Source organism: Pseudomonas sp. NPDC087185 (assembly GCF_044744955.1).
Classification (GTDB): domain Bacteria; phylum Pseudomonadota; class Gammaproteobacteria; order Pseudomonadales; family Pseudomonadaceae; genus Aquipseudomonas.
Window position 1 is genome coordinate 559,010 of record NZ_JBIUZK010000002.1, and the last position, 15,362, is coordinate 574,371.

The 15,362-nt window shown below is 61.5% G+C and carries 21 protein-coding genes and 1 tRNA gene; 17 read left to right on the forward strand and 5 right to left on the reverse strand.

Annotated features, from left to right (window positions below):
• The first annotated feature begins 75 nt into the window (after positions 1–75).
• The 9 genes from pheS to ACIPIJ_RS08070 all read left to right on the forward strand — a co-directional run bounded on the left by pheS (position 76) and on the right by ACIPIJ_RS08070 (position 7,027).
• The gene (gene pheS, locus ACIPIJ_RS08030) at positions 76–1,092 is read left to right on the forward strand and encodes a phenylalanine--tRNA ligase subunit alpha (RefSeq protein ID WP_401074693.1); all 1,017 of its coding nucleotides are present in this window, start codon (positions 76–78) and stop codon (positions 1,090–1,092) included.
• A 31-nt stretch (positions 1,093–1,123) separates the two neighbouring features.
• Positions 1,124–3,505, forward strand: coding sequence for a phenylalanine--tRNA ligase subunit beta (gene pheT / locus ACIPIJ_RS08035; RefSeq protein WP_401074696.1), 2,382 nt, complete (start codon positions 1,124–1,126; stop codon positions 3,503–3,505).
• 4 nt (positions 3,506–3,509) lie between these two features.
• The gene (gene ihfA, locus ACIPIJ_RS08040) at positions 3,510–3,812 is read left to right on the forward strand and encodes an integration host factor subunit alpha (RefSeq protein ID WP_003250679.1); all 303 of its coding nucleotides are present in this window, start codon (positions 3,510–3,512) and stop codon (positions 3,810–3,812) included.
• Entirely contained in the window at positions 3,793–4,149 is a 357-nt protein-coding gene (locus ACIPIJ_RS08045) for a MerR family transcriptional regulator (protein ID WP_008100384.1), read from the forward strand. Before ihfA ends, ACIPIJ_RS08045 begins: the two co-directional genes overlap by 20 nt.
• Positions 4,150–4,258: 109 nt before the next feature.
• A tRNA-Pro gene (locus ACIPIJ_RS08050) sits at positions 4,259–4,335 on the forward strand.
• 366 nt (positions 4,336–4,701) lie between these two features.
• On the forward strand, positions 4,702–4,845 hold the full coding sequence (locus tag ACIPIJ_RS08055; RefSeq protein WP_210668946.1) for a hypothetical protein: 144 nt from the start codon (positions 4,702–4,704) through the stop codon (positions 4,843–4,845).
• Between the two features lie 599 nt (positions 4,846–5,444).
• Positions 5,445–5,675 (forward strand): hypothetical protein, encoded by a 231-nt coding sequence (locus ACIPIJ_RS08060; protein WP_401074699.1) that lies wholly within the window; start codon positions 5,445–5,447, stop codon positions 5,673–5,675.
• 829 nt (positions 5,676–6,504) lie between these two features.
• Positions 6,505–6,747 (forward strand): GNAT family N-acetyltransferase, encoded by a 243-nt coding sequence (locus ACIPIJ_RS08065; protein ID WP_401074702.1) that lies wholly within the window; start codon positions 6,505–6,507, stop codon positions 6,745–6,747.
• A gap of 55 nt (positions 6,748–6,802) precedes the next feature.
• Positions 6,803–7,027, forward strand: coding sequence for a hypothetical protein (locus ACIPIJ_RS08070; protein ID WP_401074705.1), 225 nt, complete (start codon positions 6,803–6,805; stop codon positions 7,025–7,027).
• Between the two features lie 44 nt (positions 7,028–7,071).
• Here the strand turns inward: ACIPIJ_RS08070 and ACIPIJ_RS08075 are convergent, their stop codons facing one another.
• Positions 7,072–7,494, reverse strand: a complete 423-nt coding sequence (locus tag ACIPIJ_RS08075; protein WP_401074707.1) for a hypothetical protein — start codon at positions 7,492–7,494, stop codon at positions 7,072–7,074.
• Positions 7,495–7,602: 108 nt separating this feature from the next.
• On the reverse strand, positions 7,603–8,106 hold the full coding sequence (locus ACIPIJ_RS08080) for a hypothetical protein (RefSeq protein ID WP_401074709.1): 504 nt from the start codon (positions 8,104–8,106) through the stop codon (positions 7,603–7,605).
• A 104-nt stretch (positions 8,107–8,210) separates the two neighbouring features.
• On the opposite strand from ACIPIJ_RS08080, the gene ACIPIJ_RS08085 reads away from it, so the two are divergent.
• From ACIPIJ_RS08085 to ACIPIJ_RS08100, 4 genes are all read left to right on the forward strand, one after another.
• On the forward strand, positions 8,211–8,927 hold the full coding sequence (locus ACIPIJ_RS08085) for a hypothetical protein (protein ID WP_401074711.1): 717 nt from the start codon (positions 8,211–8,213) through the stop codon (positions 8,925–8,927).
• Between the two features lie 25 nt (positions 8,928–8,952).
• Positions 8,953–9,618 (forward strand): HD domain-containing protein, encoded by a 666-nt coding sequence (locus ACIPIJ_RS08090; RefSeq protein WP_401074713.1) that lies wholly within the window; start codon positions 8,953–8,955, stop codon positions 9,616–9,618.
• Between the two features lie 209 nt (positions 9,619–9,827).
• Positions 9,828–10,199 (forward strand): hypothetical protein, encoded by a 372-nt coding sequence (locus ACIPIJ_RS08095; protein WP_401074716.1) that lies wholly within the window; start codon positions 9,828–9,830, stop codon positions 10,197–10,199.
• Positions 10,200–10,228: 29 nt separating this feature from the next.
• A complete protein-coding gene (locus ACIPIJ_RS08100; RefSeq protein WP_401074719.1) occupies positions 10,229–10,450 on the forward strand; it encodes a hypothetical protein in 222 nt (73 codons plus the stop codon).
• Positions 10,451–10,522: 72 nt separating this feature from the next.
• Here ACIPIJ_RS08100 and ACIPIJ_RS08105 read toward each other — a convergent pair whose 3' ends face one another.
• The 3 genes from ACIPIJ_RS08105 to ACIPIJ_RS08115 are packed head-to-tail and all read right to left on the reverse strand — an operon-like array spanning position 10,523 to position 12,772.
• A complete protein-coding gene (locus tag ACIPIJ_RS08105) occupies positions 10,523–10,873 on the reverse strand; it encodes a hydroxyisourate hydrolase (RefSeq protein WP_401074722.1) in 351 nt (116 codons plus the stop codon).
• Positions 10,870–11,379: a nucleoside deaminase gene (locus ACIPIJ_RS08110; protein ID WP_401074724.1), complete on the reverse strand. Its 510-nt coding sequence runs from the start codon at positions 11,377–11,379 to the stop codon at positions 10,870–10,872. Before ACIPIJ_RS08110 ends, ACIPIJ_RS08105 begins: the two co-directional genes overlap by 4 nt.
• A 58-nt stretch (positions 11,380–11,437) precedes the next feature.
• On the reverse strand, positions 11,438–12,772 hold the full coding sequence (locus ACIPIJ_RS08115; protein ID WP_401074726.1) for a nucleobase:cation symporter-2 family protein: 1,335 nt from the start codon (positions 12,770–12,772) through the stop codon (positions 11,438–11,440).
• Positions 12,773–12,955: 183 nt separating this feature from the next.
• Here ACIPIJ_RS08115 and ACIPIJ_RS08120 point away from each other — a divergent pair, with 183 nt between their 5' ends.
• From ACIPIJ_RS08120 to ACIPIJ_RS08135, 4 genes are all read left to right on the forward strand, one after another.
• Positions 12,956–13,870 (forward strand): LysR family transcriptional regulator, encoded by a 915-nt coding sequence (locus ACIPIJ_RS08120; protein ID WP_401074729.1) that lies wholly within the window; start codon positions 12,956–12,958, stop codon positions 13,868–13,870.
• Positions 13,871–13,937: 67 nt separating this feature from the next.
• Positions 13,938–14,411 (forward strand): anti-virulence regulator CigR family protein, encoded by a 474-nt coding sequence (locus ACIPIJ_RS08125; protein WP_401074731.1) that lies wholly within the window; start codon positions 13,938–13,940, stop codon positions 14,409–14,411.
• Positions 14,412–14,532: 121 nt separating this feature from the next.
• On the forward strand, positions 14,533–14,697 hold the full coding sequence (locus tag ACIPIJ_RS08130) for a hypothetical protein (protein ID WP_401074733.1): 165 nt from the start codon (positions 14,533–14,535) through the stop codon (positions 14,695–14,697).
• Between the two features lie 89 nt (positions 14,698–14,786).
• On the forward strand, positions 14,787–15,317 hold the full coding sequence (locus tag ACIPIJ_RS08135) for a hypothetical protein (protein ID WP_401074735.1): 531 nt from the start codon (positions 14,787–14,789) through the stop codon (positions 15,315–15,317).
• Positions 15,318–15,362 lie beyond the last annotated feature (45 nt).

Sequence of the window (15,362 nt, forward strand, 5' to 3'; positions counted from 1 at the left end):
GCCGGGTGTAAAACGTCATCGATAGGGGAAGAGCCTTCAAAGCTCTTCCCCTATTTTCGTATCTGGAGTCTGTACATGGAAAACCTGGACGCGCTGGTCTCCCAAGCCCTTGAGGCAGTGGAGCGCGCTGAAGACATCAATGCCCTGGAACAGATCCGGGTTCAGTATCTCGGCAAGAAAGGCGAACTGACCCAGGTGATGAAGACCCTGGGCAACCTGCCAGCCGAAGAGCGGCCGAAAGTCGGCGCGCTGATCAATGACGCCAAAGAGCGCGTCACCGAAGTGCTCAACGCACGCAAGGCAGCCTTCGAAGAAGCCGAGCTCAGCGCTCGCCTGGCCGCCGAATGCATTGATGTGACGTTGCCAGGCCGTGGCCAGACCACCGGTGGCCTGCACCCGATCACCCGTACCCTCGAGCGCATCGAGCAGTTCTTCACCCACATCGGCTACGGCATCGCCGAAGGCCCAGAGGTCGAAGACGACTACCACAACTTCGAAGCGCTCAACATCCCTGGCCACCACCCGGCCCGGGCGATGCACGACACCTTCTACTTCAATGCCAACATGCTGCTGCGCACCCACACCTCGCCGGTGCAAGTGCGGACCATGGAGTCCACCCAGCCGCCCATCCGCATTGTGTGCCCAGGCCGTGTATACCGCTGCGATTCGGATATCACCCACTCGCCGATGTTCCACCAGGTCGAAGGCCTGCTGATCGACCGCGATATCAACTTTGCCGACCTCAAGGGCACCATCGAAGAATTCCTGCGCGTGTTCTTCGAAAAAGAACTGGCCGTGCGCTTCCGCCCGTCGTTCTTCCCCTTCACCGAGCCGTCCGCCGAAGTCGATATCCAGTGCGTGATGTGTTCCGGCAAAGGCTGCCGCGTGTGCAAGCAGACCGGCTGGCTGGAAGTGCTGGGCTGCGGCATGGTGCACCCGGACGTGCTGCGCATGTCTGGCATCGACCCGGAAGAGTTCCAGGGCTTCGCCTTCGGCATGGGCGCCGAGCGCCTGGCCATGCTGCGCTATGGCGTCAACGATTTGCGTCTGTTCTTCGACAACGACCTGCGGTTCTTAGCCCAATTCCGCTAGGCCCAATCGACGCAACTTCTAGGAGAACAGCATGAAATTCAGTGAACAGTGGCTGCGCGGTTGGGTAAACCCGCAAGTCTCCCGTGACGAACTGGTCGCCCGCCTGTCCATGGCCGGCCTCGAAGTCGACAGCGTAACCCCCGCTGCCGGCCAGTTCAGCGGCATCGTCGTGGGCGAAATCCTCGCCACCGAACAACACCCGGACGCCGACAAATTGCGCGTCTGCCAGGTCAGCAGCGGCCAGGAAACCTTCCAGGTCGTGTGCGGCGCCCCCAATGCGCGCCCGGGCATCAAGATCCCATTCGCCATGATCGGTGCCGAACTGCCGGGCGACTTCAAGATCAAGAAGGCCAAACTGCGCGGCGTCGAGTCTTTCGGCATGCTGTGTTCGGCGGCTGAACTGCAGATCAGCGAAGAAAATGACGGCCTGCTCGAACTCGCCGCCGACGCCCCGGTGGGCGAAGACATCCGCCAGTACCTGAGCCTGGACGACGCCAGCATCGAGATCGGCCTGACCCCGAACCGCGGTGACTGCCTTTCGCTGGCCGGCCTGGCCCGTGATGTCAGCGCCCTGTACAACGTCCCGGTCACCCGCCCGATGGTCCCAGCCGTGCCGGCTGCCCACGACGAAGTGCGCCCGGTCGAAGTCTCTGCGCCGGCCGTGTGCCCGCGTTACCTGGGCCGCGTCATCCGCAACGTCGACCTCAGCAAGCCGACCCCGCTGTGGATGGTAGAACGCCTGCGCCGCAGCGACGTGCGCAGCATCGACGCCGCCGTCGACATCACCAACTACGTGATGCTCGAGCTCGGCCAGCCGATGCACGCCTTCGACCTCGCCGAAATCAACGGCGGCATCCGCGTGCGCATGGCCGAAGAGGGCGAGAAACTCGTCCTGCTCGACGGCCAGGAAGTAGCCCTGCGTGTCGACACCCTGGTCATTGCCGACCACACCCGCGCCCTGGCCATTGCCGGCGTGATGGGTGGCGAGCACAGCGGCGTCAACACCGAAAAAACCCGCGACCTGTTCCTCGAAAGCGCCTTCTTCGAACCAATCGCCGTCGCCGGCAAGGCCCGTTCCTACGGCCTGCACACCGATGCCTCGCACCGCTACGAGCGCGGCGTCGACTCGCAACTGGCCCGCGAAGCCATGGAGCGCGCCACCGCGCTGCTGCTGGAGATCGTCGGCGGCGAAGCCGGCCCGGTCATCGAAGCGGTCAGCCAGCAGCACCTGCCGCACGTCGCTCCGGTGACTCTGCGCGCCGAACGCATCACCCAGATGCTCGGCATGGAGCTGGACGCCGCCCAGGTCGAGCAAATGCTCAACGCCCTGGAGCTGACCACCACGGCCAATGGGGCAGGGCAGTGGACCGTCAACGTCCCAAGCCACCGCTTCGACATCAGCCTGGAAGTCGACCTGATCGAAGAGCTGGCCCGCCTGTACGGCTACAACAGCCTGCCGGTCCGCTACCCGCAGGCCCGCCTTGCGCCAACGGCCAAGCCAGAAACCCGCGGTGAGCTGCCCAACCTGCGCCGCCTGCTGGTCGCCCGCGGCTACCAGGAAGCCATCACCTACAGCTTCATCGACCCGAAACTGTTCGAACTGTTCAGCCCAGGGGTAGAGCCGCTGCTGCTGGCCAACCCGATCTCCAGCGACATGGCCGCCATGCGCGCCTCGCTGTGGCCGGGCCTGATCAAAGCCCTGCAGCACAACCTCAACCGCCAGCAAGACCGCGTGCGCCTGTTCGAAAGCGGCCTGCGCTTCGTCGGCCAGCTCGGCGACCTGCAGCAGCAGCCAATGATCGCCGGCGTTGTCACTGGCAGCCGCCTGCCAGAAGGCTGGGCGAACGGTCGCGACAGCATCGACTTCTTCGACGTTAAAGCAGACGTGGAAGCCCTGCTGGGCTATTCCGGCGCCCTGAGCGACTTCACCTTCGCCGCCGGCAAACACCCGGCCCTGCACCCAGGCCAGACCGCTGTCATCCAGCGCGACGGCAAGGATGTCGGCTATCTCGGCGCTCTCCACCCAGAAGTCGCGAAGGCCCTGGACCTGGACCGCCCGGTGTTCGTCTTCGAGCTGGTGCTCGGTGATGTGGTCGAAGGCCGCCTGCCGAAATTCAGCGAACTCTCCAAGTTCCCGGAAACCCGCCGTGACCTGGCGTTGATCGCAGGCCGTGATGTGGCTTCTAACGCGGTGCTTGAAGTAATTCGTGACAATGCAGGCGAATGGCTTACAGACCTCAGGCTGTTTGACGTCTACCAGGGTAAAGGCATTGATCCTGATAGAAAAAGCCTGGCCGTCGGCTTGACCTGGCAGCATCCATCGCGCACTCTTAACGACGATGAGGTGAACACTACCCTGCAAAACATCCTCACCTCGCTCGAACAAAGGTTGAACACCACGTTAAGGAAATAACGGCATGGGTGCTCTGACGAAAGCTGAGATGGCCGAAAGGCTGTACGAGGAGCTGGGGCTTAACAAGCGTGAGGCCAAGGAGCTGGTCGAGCTGTTTTTTGAAGAAATTCGGCACGCACTTGAAGAGAACGAGCAGGTCAAGTTGTCCGGTTTCGGCAACTTCGACCTTCGCGACAAACGCCAGCGGCCGGGCCGCAACCCCAAAACCGGGGAAGAGATCCCGATCACCGCTCGCCGCGTCGTCACCTTTCGTCCAGGGCAGAAGTTGAAGGCCCGGGTTGAGGCCTATGCTGGAACCAAGCCATAACGACGAACTGCCCCCCATACCGGGCAAGCGCTACTTCACCATCGGTGAAGTCAGCGAGCTGTGTGCCGTAAAGCCACACGTGCTGCGGTACTGGGAGCAGGAGTTCCCGCAGTTGAACCCTGTGAAGCGGCGGGGCAATCGGCGGTATTACCAGCGGCAAGACGTGCTGATGATCCGCCAGATTCGCGCGCTGCTTTATGATCAGGGGTTCACCATTGGTGGGGCGCGGTTAAGGCTCTCCAGTGATGAGGTGAAGGATGAGTCAAGCCAGTACAAGCAGTTGATTCGGCAGATGATTGTCGAGTTGGAGGATGTGCTGGTGGTGTTGAAGAAGTAAGGCTTTTCGATGAGTGGAATTTTTTGAAAAAAAGCTTTCATTTATCAAAAGGTTAGGGTACATTCTTCAACGTTCTTGGCAAGATTGAGAACAAGCTTCAAAGCCCAGTCGGGGCGTAGCGCAGCCCGGTAGCGCACTTGCATGGGGTGCAAGGGGTCGAGTGTTCGAATCACTCCGTCCCGACCATATATTTCAACGACTTAGCCACCTTCGGGTGGCTTTGTTGTTTCCGGGCATAGTGAATTTTCGAGTGACTTTGCCTTTTTCCTCATCCAATTCACCTCTACAAAATCGTCAGCACCGGTCCGCGCGAGTCAGTGCTCGACACCTTGTTTGCAGCATTTATCATCTGGCCTATCTATGCCCCGGAGTAGTCATTGGCCTACCCGGTTTTTGACCTCAGAGTTTTCTTGCCTGCCGCCAAACTTGGCCGGTAGCGCCGTCGGGGTGAATGTGGCATCTGGGCTGCTCAGCCTCTTCCTGACGGCCTGCGCGGCAAAGCCTCAGCCGGTGACGGTAAAGACAACAGCGGTAAGACTAGAACCCCCTGAGATGGTCCCCTGCGAGCGGGTGGACGATGATGAAGACCTGCGGCTCAATGGCGACCTCTGGGCGCTGAAGGATCGGGCCATCAACCTGCTCGACACCTGCGCTGACCAGGTCGATGCGCAGATCCAGCGCAGCAAGAGCAAATAGGTGCGCCACAACATCGAGGTGCCCCGTTTCGTGGCGCAACGTGGATGTGCGCTTAATCGGGCATCGCACTTACGGGCACGCTGAAACCAAGGGTCCTCCGGTGCGTGACGTAAAGCATGATTAGCGCTGTCACTCCAGGCATTGGGAAAAGCAACAGCCAATTTGAATACCACTCCCATTCGGTGGCGAAGGCCCAAACGCTTAACCAGATCAGCCCCCAGACGAGCGCAATGACAACTGCAATGACTACTCGTCTGTCGTTGGGAGCCGGATGCCTAGCCATGGCTGCGGCGTACGCCTTCCAGCATCCCCACAGTCCTACAACAGAGATCAGGAATACAGGTATTACGAACTCTGGGGCTTTAGGGAGCGCCACCGCGAGAAAGAGAGTAGCCCCGAGAAAGGACCAGGTTAGAGGTGCGATTCCAATGATGGCGCCCAGTGTGAGCAGGATTCGAAGCTTGGTGAGCCGTGTCATGTCGTTCCTTGTATTTCAGCGGTAGCTGCGTCCAAGCAGCCGCATCGAGCGGACCAGCATATGTTTCCGCACCACAAAATCAAATAGGCCACTCCGTGGCGCGACTCTCAGAGGATCACCCATGGACAACCAGCACAAGAAGATCACCGGATACCGCGACCTCACCCAGAGCGAAATCGATGGTATGAACTCGATCAAGGCTCTGGAGGCCGACGTCGGCGAACTGTTCAAGCAGATTGGTCACATCGCAGGCGTTGACCAGCGCACCCTGGCCTTGGCCAAGACCAACCTGCAGCAGGGCTTCATGTGGTTTGTGCGCTCGATCGCCAAGCCCGCGGACCCATTCGCCTGATAGCTATGCCCTGAGCGAGGCCCGTATGAGCAACGTGACCGACTTCGCCACGTCTTGCCGCTCCCGGGGGATGTGGTAGCTGAAACCAACGAGCTGGATGTCGCAGTGGCCAAGGCTATCGATGAGGCCAAGAGCGCGGGCCTCCCTCAGGGCCTGCTCGCTGCCATCCTGCAGGCGCACGCACATGCCGAGACGCACAGGATGGCCTGCGAATGAGGGCCCATAAGCGCTGTCAAGGCTGATGAGGCCCGAATGGATCTGTTACCTGATGAGTCCTTTCGTTGCGGTGCTGGGCACGAAGCCCCCAGTGCCTTGGTTGGGGCACTTATCCCGTAGCTGACGCATCAGCTCAGGATACTTAGCCTCCTGCTTCTTAAGCATTTCAGTGTCGTTGCGCTTAAGATCCGAGCACTTTGGCTCTTTCACGTCGTCAGCGCATGCCGATAGAGAGCTAGTCGTTGCAACGATCACAGTGACGTACATGAATTTTTTGAGCATGAAAGCCATCCTTGTTGATTTGAGCTTGCGCCTGCTCATAGGCGATCCGCATGCGCAAAGGCGCGTAGCGGGCCGGCATGATAACGCAGCTATCCAAGCCCTAGCGCTTTCAGGCTGGCGGAGCAGCAGCTGATTGATGTGCTCCAGGATTGCATGGAAGGGTAGATGCGCCGCAGGAGAGTGCGGCGCCCGAACTTATACCTGACCCAGTGCGGCCTGTATCTGGTCGGCGTACTTGGAGAGGTTCTCCAATTCGAGTAGCAGCAGATCTTGAGCTAATTGCTGCCAAGGTTGCAAATGCGCCGACCAATAACAGTCAGCTGTGCAGCTGATGCGACCCTTCGGGGGGGGCCGAGCGGCCCGCGGAACAGGCGCCGGCAGCGCTCTGCTCGACCAAGCCATCGCCTGGGCTGTAAGCCGCGGCGCGCAGCGTGTCTGCTTGGGCGTAACCCTCGCAGACAGCCCGGCCATGCGTCTCTATCAATCGCGTGGCTTCCAGCATGTCGGTGCGCCAGAGTCGTTGTGGCCAGGTTCGGCGTTCGTCTCGCAAGCTATGGAACTGCACCGGGTTTGAATCTTTATCTGTCCGCTGGGTCAGGTAATGGGTCCTATACGCTCAGGAGTCGCTCATGCATCCCTACACCGTACGTTATGACCTCAATGGCAAGTCCTCCACCCACACGTTCGAACTCAAGCAGCCCAGGCTTGCCCTTCACGAGGCCGCGTTGCACCTGATGGTGTTGCACTTTGGCGATGGCGAGAACAGCCTGGTCATGCCGCCTGCCGATGCGACCCCAGAAGAAATCCTGGCCCAAGCCCAGGTGCTGGGCTTGGCAAACATCGAAGTGCGCTGATCGGCGCCGCCAGCTTTGCCCGGTGCCTGGATAGCGGGGTGGGTTCAGGGCAACAGCCAGGTGCTGGTCGGCGTCGAGACACGCTGAATGCCGACCGCATGGCATTGCTCCAGAATCGGCAGGATGTAGGTGATGACCACAGTGCCCAGCTTGCCATCCGGCTTGCGGCGCGCCGCTTGGCACAGCGGCCCTGCGTCATCGGACTGCTGCTTGGAGCGGATCTCCACGGCGTGCGCCTGGCCGAAGTGTCGATGCTCGGAAAGGTAGTCCAAGGTTTGCTGGAAAGCCGTTCGCGTCAGGGTAAGCTGGGTGTCTCGCACGCCGGTCTGGATGGTAACGCTGTCGCTACTAACGCCGGTGATCCGGAAGCGAGTGTTACTGCTGTTCAAGGGCGTTTGCAGCTCCTGGCCGTGCAAGCGGCTGATCAATGCCCAAAGCGTGTTGTCGACGTGAGTGATGTGCTGCATGGGGTAGCTCCTTGATTTATGAGCGCGCAAGCGCGAAACCGGGAGGGCCTCAGGCCCCCTCCGGCGATTGACCAGCTTGAAAATGCAGCACGCCCTTGCGGTCGGGCTTCAGGTGTGGGCCTGCACGAAGCGGGAGGCTTTTTCCTGGTCCACCACCAAGGCGTTCACAGGGCGGTAGAAGCAGGGGTAGGACTTTTTCGTCCGGCTGAAAATGCCCGTCTCGACCAAGGCATCAATCACCTCGGTCACTGCTTGCATGGTGTTCTTGTAGGGCGAGTCCTGGCCGAGCAATTCACGCCTGATGATGGGGTCAAGGGTGTCGGCTTGGTCGTCAGGGAACTTCTGCAGCGTTTGGGCGCGCTGGTTGATCGCAAGGTCGGTGATGCCTCTGGCTTTGAGCACCAGCAGCAATTCGACGATGTCCAGCTGGGCGTCAGGCCCACCATGGGGTAGCCGGATGTGGCGGCCGTCCTCACTGAGCAAAGAAAGCGCAGGGGCCATCGCGTGTGCGTCGTTCTGGTTGGCGATCAGTCGCATATACTCCGCATACGGCAGCACTGCGAACACCGGGGACTCATGCTGGTCAAGGATGAACTGGACGGGTGCTTTCACATAGGGCTCCATTTCGTTTTATATAAATAAAATAATTCAAATAAACGAAATCCGCAACTGCTCCGTTGCTACCTGTCAAAAGCTCTGAATGAACAAGGAAGGTCATGCCCCACTTGAAATGCATCCAATCGCTCACCCTGTTACTGGTAGCCGCCACGCTCGCCGCCTGCGTCCCCTGGAAGCGCGAGCGCCCCGCATACGCAGACCTGTGCCAATCCGAATTCCAGTTCAAAGTCCCCGGCCCAAAAGGGGAAACCACCCTCTACCTGGAAACGTACCTCTACGACCACGCCGCTCAATGGGGCGAAAAGCCCTTCGAGCAAGCCCTGTACGTCGCATACCCCGGCGAAAAGTACCCACGCGCGGAGTTCTACATCCAGCTCATCGCCTACAACAAAGACCGCCAACGCCCTTCAACCAAGTCCGGCCGTGGCGAGCCACCCATCCCGATCGTCTACGACAGCCGCCAGGCCTACATCACCTTCGAAGACGGCGCCCGCCTGAACGCGCGGCCCGAGCTTTACCTGGGCATCAACGAAACCTACGACTTTCCGGTCATGTACGCGCCTTCCGCACGCCCATCGCCCTACGACATCAACAGCGACGAAGTGCAGCGCAACATCCCCAGTATCACCAACAACAAACGCTACGGCTCCACCTACGTTATTTTCCAGACAGACAAGTTCGCTGCCGATTCCAAGTGGACCATTCAACTGGGCAGTCTGGAGGTCCAAGGCCAGAAACTGCCGATCCCACCCCTCGAACTCTGCTACCACCCCGTGAAGAAGTGGATCGGCATCGAGCCTTTGATGCGGCCATGAAGTCCCTCTGATGGAATGCCTCCAGATGAAGACAGAAGCCTTCGCCCCTCTCCAGCCCCTCGCCGCTGACCTGCTGAAGCACCTGCCCACAGAGCAAAAGGACGGCTCCCACGACCTGTCGCACATCCATCGCGTGTGGGTCAACGCGCAGCGAATCCAGCGGGTAGAAGGCGGCGACCTTGAAGTGCTGCTCGCAGCCACTGTGCTGCACGATTGCGTTGCAGTGGAAAAGAACTCGCCGATGCGTGGGCAGGCGTCGACGCTGTCGGCAGAAAAGGCCGCTTCAATTTTGGCGAACATGGGCTGGCCCACGCCGCGCATCGAACAGGTCGCGCATGCAGTCAAAACCCACAGCTACTCGGCTGGATTCGAGCCCCTGACGCTGGAGGCCAGGATTCTGCAAGACAGCGACCGCCTCGACGCGATTGGGGCGGTGGGGATCGCACGGTGCTTCTACGTGGCCGGGCGCATGGGCTCGTCGCTGTACGATTTCACCAACCCCGACGCGCAGGGCAGGGCGTATCAGGACAAACGGTTCGCGATTGAGCACTTCCATACCAAGCTGCTGAAGCTTGCGTCAGGGTTCCAGACCGGCGAAGGAGCGCGGCTCGCGGCTCTACGTCATGCAAGGCTCCAGGCGTATCTCGAAGACTTCATGGATGAGGTTGGCACGCTGGGCAATCTCGCTTGAACTGCCCAACTGCAGGTGTGCCTAACGAACATCACCCTGAGGGCAGCACCATGACTGAGCCAAAAGACGAACCCAAACAAAGCCAGGTACCGGCGCATTCTACGGAAGAGGAGAAGGCCAGGCTCAAGGACAGGAACAAGGACGGTATCCCGCCTGGCGCCGAGTGAAGCCCGAAGCCCCTGAACCCCAAGCGTAACTGGAGAACGATCATGGCAATCGATCACAACGGCCCCGATGCGCCCTACCCAGGCCCCGCCGAAAACGCACCCGATACCGGTGCAGCCCACGGCTCGGGGCTTGAGCATGCCGAGTCCGAACCCAAGCAAGGCGCTGGTGAGAAATGGTCCGAAAATCGGCCCGAAGACTGGAACCCGCCACCTGGCAACCCCGGGTCGGGTCAGGATGCCCAGGTCGAACGGGATAACGGCACCGCTTTCACGCAGGAAGACAAAATGCAGCAGCGCTCGAGCCAAGAAGGTGAAGTGCCGCTGCCCGCCGACGACCAATCGCCGGTAGATCAGGAGATGCGCGATGTGGATGCCAACAACTCGGTCTCCAGCGAACATCCGAAACCTCGCTGAGCAATACGCTATTTTCGAGGGATGCAACCATGAACATCGAGCAAAGCGCACAAGGTGGAAGCAACCGCGCCATGCCCGCTTCGCCTGACCCGGCCGTTAACCCAGACCGCCCCACGGTGCCTGATCCTGATGATGACCCACTCATGAACGAGGAAGAGGGCGGGGATTGGAAAGAGGGTGACGATGTAGCAGACGAGGGTAGGCAAAGCGTGGAGCAGCCTTATGAATATCAGGAGCCTCGTAGGCAATGAGACCCACTGCCGGAGCGCCCTTTCGTGTCGCGAAAGGGCGCTCCGGCAGTTGCCAGCATTAGGTGACGTTTATCAAGCCCCGCCACGGAAGCAACTCACACCCCACGCCGTGACCTTGAATGGCAAATGATAGTGCTCCCTGGTAGCGCCTATGCCAAAGCGGTAAATCAATTCGTCCAGAAAGGGTGTGTCGGGCAGTGAACTGCCGCGCGCCCGATAAAATGCCGCCACTTGAAGCCGCACTTCGTAAACGCCAACGCCAAACCGTTCGCTGAGCCCATCCAGCAGCGGCAACAGCCCGCGCTCATCCACGTAACCTTCGAGGATAGGCGCTTCTCCAACCGCACCAATACTCACGGCCATCCCCTGCGCCACACGCCCACTGGCGATATCGACCACGTGGATCGATACCCCGCCTTTCATTTCCAGAACCCGCGATGTGCCGTGGCTGCCTCGTCCTCCAACAGCGGGCCGTGCACGTGTATATCCCGCTGACCACGGGCGAATACCTCGCGGCAGGGCAGGGAAAACGTCGGGTTCTCCGGGTGCGCTCCGGTCAACCCCAGCAACGTGTGCTCCGACAGCGCGTATACCACACGGCCGATGCCGGTCCAGTACACGGCGCCGGCGCACATGCAGCACGGTTCGGCGCTGGTATAGAGGGTGCATTCGGCCAGCGCTTGCGGCGGCAACACTTTGGCGGCCAAGGCGGCGGCGACCAGTTCGGCGTGCTGAGTGGGGTCGCCTTCGGGCGGCATGGAGTTGTTGCCCGCGCTGGCGATCACACGGCCACTGGCATCGGCGACGATGGCGGCGAAGGGGTGGCGCCCGCGCTCGCGGGCCTGCTCCGACAGGCGAATCGACTGGCGCAGCAGGTCGAGATCCTGGGCGGTTACGCCGCTGGCGGCAGGTGGGTTGGCTGTGGTCATGATGGCTCCTTGGGTCAGGCAGGTTGTAAGCGCGCCGTTGGGCGCGCAGCAAAACGGGTCACTTGGCCACGCCGGCATCGGCGGCGGCGTTGGCAGTGGCCTTGTCGTTGTTGAGCAGCAGGTTGAGCGTGATGGCGGCGATCGCACCGAGGAAGATGCCGCTTTCCAGCACCAGCCTGAGTGGGCCGCTCAGTTGATGGAACACGGCGGGGAAGGCCATGGGCAGTACGCCGATGCTGACCGACACGGCGACGATGATGCCGTTGCGGGTGCCTTCGAAGGGCACGCGCGACAGCTCCTGAATGCCCGCTACGGTGGTCATGCCGAACATGACGATGGCGCAGCCGCCCAGCACCGGGGTGGGCACCGCGGCAATCAGTGCACCCAGTTTCGGGAACAGGCCCATCAGCACCATGATCGCGCCGGCGGCAGCCACCACGAAGCGGCTCTTGACGTTGGAAAGGGCTATCAGCCCTGTGTTCTGGGTGAAGGCGTTGTACGGGAAGCTGTTGAACAGCCCGCCGAGCATCGTCGAAAAGCCGTCCGCGCGGAAGGCGTTACCGAGTGTGGCCTGGTCGGTGGGCTTGCCGACCAGTTTGCCGATGGCCAGGCAGTTGCCCGTCGTCTCGGCCATGATCACCAGCATCGCCAGCAGCATGATCAGGATCGGCACGCTGGAAAACTGCGGCACACCGAAGGCCATCGGCGGGCTGAGTTCAAACCACGCGGCCTGGGCGACGTTGCCGAAGTGCGTCATGCCAAACGCCGCCGCCAGCAAGCTGCCGCACACCAGGCCGATCAGCACGCTGAGGTTGCCGATAAAGCCGGAAAAGCGTGCGTACACCACTAGCGTGATGGCTACCGTCGCCATGCCCAGCAGCAGGTTGGCGGGCTTGCCGAAGTCCGGCGCGTCCGGGTTGCCGCCGCCCAGCCAGATGGCCGCGGCCGGCATCAGCGAGATGCCGATGATGGTGATCAGGCTGCCGATCACCACCGGCGGGAAGAAGCGCAGCAGGCGGCTGAACAATGGCGCGATGGCAATGGTGATGGCCCCGGCCGCGATCACGGCGCCAAACACCTCCTGCAGGCCGAACTGCTTGCCGATCATGATCATTGGCGCCAGTGCGATGAACGAGCAGCCCTGGATCAACGGCAGTCGCGCGCCGAAGCGCCAGAAGCCGAGGGTCTGAATCAGCGTGGCGATGCCGGAGGTGAACAGATTGGCATTGATCAGCGTGACGACCTGCGCCGGGGTCAAACCTAGCGCGCTGCCGAGGATCAGCGGCACCGCCACGGCGCCGGCATACATCACCAGCACGTGCTGCAGGCCAAAGGTGAACAATTGCCGTAGCGGTAGTACTGCGTCCACCGCGTGGACCTTGTGTGGGCTCATGGCGTGAATCTCCTGTAGGTGCGGCCCTTTTCGTTGTTTTCGGCGCCTGGAGTGACACGCAGCGCAGGGAGGCAAGGGCAGCTGCCAGCGTTGTCGAGGTTGATAGTCCTGCGAAACAAACGATGGAACAAATGAGTAACCATCGTTAGCATCGATGGGTCACGTCACAATGAGGGGTCGCTGATGCGCTTTTCGCTCGAGCAATTGCAGGTGTTCATCGCTGCGGTACAGGCGGGGTCGTTTTCGGCTGCGGCCAGGCGGCTAGGGCGCACCCAGTCGACGGTTAGCGCGGCGATCAGCAACCTGGAAACCGACCTGGGCGTGGAATTGTTCGACCGCACCAGCCGCATCCCGGCATTGACCGCTGCTGGCCATAAACTGCTATTGCGGGCCGAGGGCATCCTTGAGCGCTGCTATGCCCTGGAGGGCAGTGCCGACAGCCTGGCAGAACAGGCGGAGCCGGCGCTCACGCTGGCCATCGAGGTGCCGTACGGCTCGCTGGTGCCGGCGCTCAAGGCCTTCGACGAAGCGTTTCCCTTTGTTGACCTGCTGATTCGCCACCCCGTGCATGGCGATGTGAGCGAGATGGTCGATAAAGGTGAGGCCGACCTGGGCATCGCCTTTTCCCAGCCGGGTTACCCGCCGACATTGGCCTTCCAGCAACTGGGCAAACTGATCATGGCCCACGTGTGCCACGCCACCCATCCGCTGGCGCAGTTGCAAACCTGCCCTTTCGCCGACCTGCATGCCCACCGCCGCCTGGCGTTCTTCGGCCACGCGCAAAAGCTGCCCAGCAGCGAATACCTGCGCGCGGCGCAGGTGTGGCAGGCCGAGAGTTACCTGGCTTTGATGGAGATGGTGCGCGGCGGCCTGGGTTGGGCGACGCTGCCGCGGCAGCTGATCCAGCGGGAGCTGGACTCGGGCGAGCTGATCGAGCTGCAACTGGAGGCTTACCCGCACACCGATTGGCTGGTGGGCGTGGACCTGCTCTGGCACCAGCAGCGCGGGCTGGGCCCGGCGACGCGATGGTTGCGCGACTGCTTGCGGCGCACCAAGGTGTTCGAACTGGACCGGCACGGCAGGCCGACCACGCTGTAGACCGCACCCGATGGGGTCCAAGTCGTCTACATTTTAACGTACCTCCTCAATCGCAAGGGATGCCCGAATGGCCAAGATCAAAGCGTTGATTGCGGCAATAACGTCCGCTGCCTTGATAGCGGCGTCTGGCACTGCCTACGCCGACCCGGGTAACGGCAAAGGCAATGACAAAGGGCAGGGGCAAGGCAAGGGGCAAGCCCAGCACGGCCACGGGCAAGGCAACGCGGGCGGCAAGAAGCCTGGTTCTGGCGGTGCGGATTGGCATGGCGGGCCGTCGATCGACCGGGGGGATGTGCTCGGCATCCTCGGTGGCCACCGCAGCTATTGGAGCCCCGGCCCGGCGTTGCCACCCGGCATTCAGAAAAACCTGGCGCGGGGCAAGCCGCTACCGCCGGGTATCGCCAAGAAGCTCGATGGCCGCCTGCTAGGGCAGCTGCCTCACTATGACGGCTATGAGTGGATGCAGGCCGGGGTTGATCTGATCCTCGTCGCCGTGGCAACCGGGATTATTTACGAGGTCGTGAATGGAGCGTTCGACTGAGGTCCTCGATTGTAAAGAGTTGGAAAAGCTCCCACAGGCCAGCTGGCTGCGCATCTAGAATCCGCGCGCTGCCCGGCCTGGCCTCAGGCCGGCAGCAGATCTTGCCTTTTGGAGCGTTTTGATGAAGTTGAAGCATGTAGCCCGCGCAGCCCTCGTCGCGGCTTTGGTATCCATTTTGTCCGGTTGCTGGATGTTCATGCCCCCAGGTGGCGGCGGTGGCGGTGGTGGTCATGGCGGCGGTCACGGCGGCTTCGGCATGGGCGGCCACGGCGGCGGCCCACGCTGATTTCCTGCCTTCCATCCTGCGCTGGCAGGTTGGAAATATAGCCTGCCCCTTTGGGAACGGGTTCATTCGCGAAAAGACCACCGCGGTGCATGACCATGGCTTTGCCCTGGTTCGCGGCGGTCCGGCGTCCCGGTAAACCCGTACCCGCACAGTCCGCGTCAGAACGCCAATCCCGCTTCGATACTGGATCCAACCGCCCAGTGGTGGCACAATGCTGCCATCTTTCTGGCGCTATCGATCCGCCTTGCGACCCACGCCAGATCGTCACTGGACCGTTCCACCGTATAAGGATTGAAGTGATGGGTTTCGTGCTGTTTATCTGGCTGCTGATGGGCATCATCTGCGCAATGATCGCCGCCAGCAAAAACCGTAGCGGCTTCGGCTGGTTCATCCTCGGCTGCCTCTTCGGCCCCCTCGCAGTGCTCTGCGCCGCCGTCATGAGCCGCGACGCCAGCCACGCCACCCACCAAGCGCACGCCGCGCAGCCAATGAAAACCTGCCCCTACTGTGCAGAAACCGTGCTGCAGGCCGCCGTGCTGTGCAAGCACTGCCAGCAGCCGCTGACCGTCGAGGCTCAGCCAAAGGCCAACGCCCAGATCGGCAACGGCTGGAACCAGTAACCGCCCCGGCTGCGCCGCTGCAGCTCACGGCCATGTGCAATGGCC

Bases quoted from the DNA above. Each gene is read 5' to 3' on its own strand.
- ACIPIJ_RS08095 (WP_401074716.1), top strand. From the start codon at position 9,828: ATGGCAATCGATCACAACGGCCCCGATGCGCCCTACCCAGGCCCCGCC.
- ACIPIJ_RS08055 (WP_210668946.1), top strand. From the start codon at position 4,702: ATGGTCCCCTGCGAGCGGGTGGACGATGATGAAGACCTGCGGCTCAAT.
- ACIPIJ_RS08120 (WP_401074729.1), top strand. From the start codon at position 12,956: ATGCGCTTTTCGCTCGAGCAATTGCAGGTGTTCATCGCTGCGGTACAG.
- pheT (WP_401074696.1), top strand. From the start codon at position 1,124: ATGAAATTCAGTGAACAGTGGCTGCGCGGTTGGGTAAACCCGCAAGTC.
- ACIPIJ_RS08045 (WP_008100384.1), top strand. From the start codon at position 3,793: ATGCTGGAACCAAGCCATAACGACGAACTGCCCCCCATACCGGGCAAG.
- pheS (WP_401074693.1), top strand. From the start codon at position 76: ATGGAAAACCTGGACGCGCTGGTCTCCCAAGCCCTTGAGGCAGTGGAG.
- ACIPIJ_RS08100 (WP_401074719.1), top strand. From the start codon at position 10,229: ATGAACATCGAGCAAAGCGCACAAGGTGGAAGCAACCGCGCCATGCCC.
- ACIPIJ_RS08065 (WP_401074702.1), top strand. From the start codon at position 6,505: ATGCGACCCTTCGGGGGGGGCCGAGCGGCCCGCGGAACAGGCGCCGGC.
- ACIPIJ_RS08070 (WP_401074705.1), top strand. From the start codon at position 6,803: ATGCATCCCTACACCGTACGTTATGACCTCAATGGCAAGTCCTCCACC.
- ACIPIJ_RS08130 (WP_401074733.1), top strand. From the start codon at position 14,533: ATGAAGTTGAAGCATGTAGCCCGCGCAGCCCTCGTCGCGGCTTTGGTA.
- ACIPIJ_RS08090 (WP_401074713.1), top strand. From the start codon at position 8,953: ATGAAGACAGAAGCCTTCGCCCCTCTCCAGCCCCTCGCCGCTGACCTG.
- ACIPIJ_RS08060 (WP_401074699.1), top strand. From the start codon at position 5,445: ATGGACAACCAGCACAAGAAGATCACCGGATACCGCGACCTCACCCAG.
- ihfA (WP_003250679.1), top strand. From the start codon at position 3,510: ATGGGTGCTCTGACGAAAGCTGAGATGGCCGAAAGGCTGTACGAGGAG.
- ACIPIJ_RS08105 (WP_401074722.1), bottom strand. From the start codon at position 10,873: ATGAAAGGCGGGGTATCGATCCACGTGGTCGATATCGCCAGTGGGCGT.
- ACIPIJ_RS08115 (WP_401074726.1), bottom strand. From the start codon at position 12,772: ATGAGCCCACACAAGGTCCACGCGGTGGACGCAGTACTACCGCTACGG.
- ACIPIJ_RS08075 (WP_401074707.1), bottom strand. From the start codon at position 7,494: ATGCAGCACATCACTCACGTCGACAACACGCTTTGGGCATTGATCAGC.
- ACIPIJ_RS08135 (WP_401074735.1), top strand. From the start codon at position 14,787: ATGACCATGGCTTTGCCCTGGTTCGCGGCGGTCCGGCGTCCCGGTAAA.
- ACIPIJ_RS08085 (WP_401074711.1), top strand. From the start codon at position 8,211: ATGCCCCACTTGAAATGCATCCAATCGCTCACCCTGTTACTGGTAGCC.
- ACIPIJ_RS08110 (WP_401074724.1), bottom strand. From the start codon at position 11,379: ATGACCACAGCCAACCCACCTGCCGCCAGCGGCGTAACCGCCCAGGAT.
- ACIPIJ_RS08125 (WP_401074731.1), top strand. From the start codon at position 13,938: ATGGCCAAGATCAAAGCGTTGATTGCGGCAATAACGTCCGCTGCCTTG.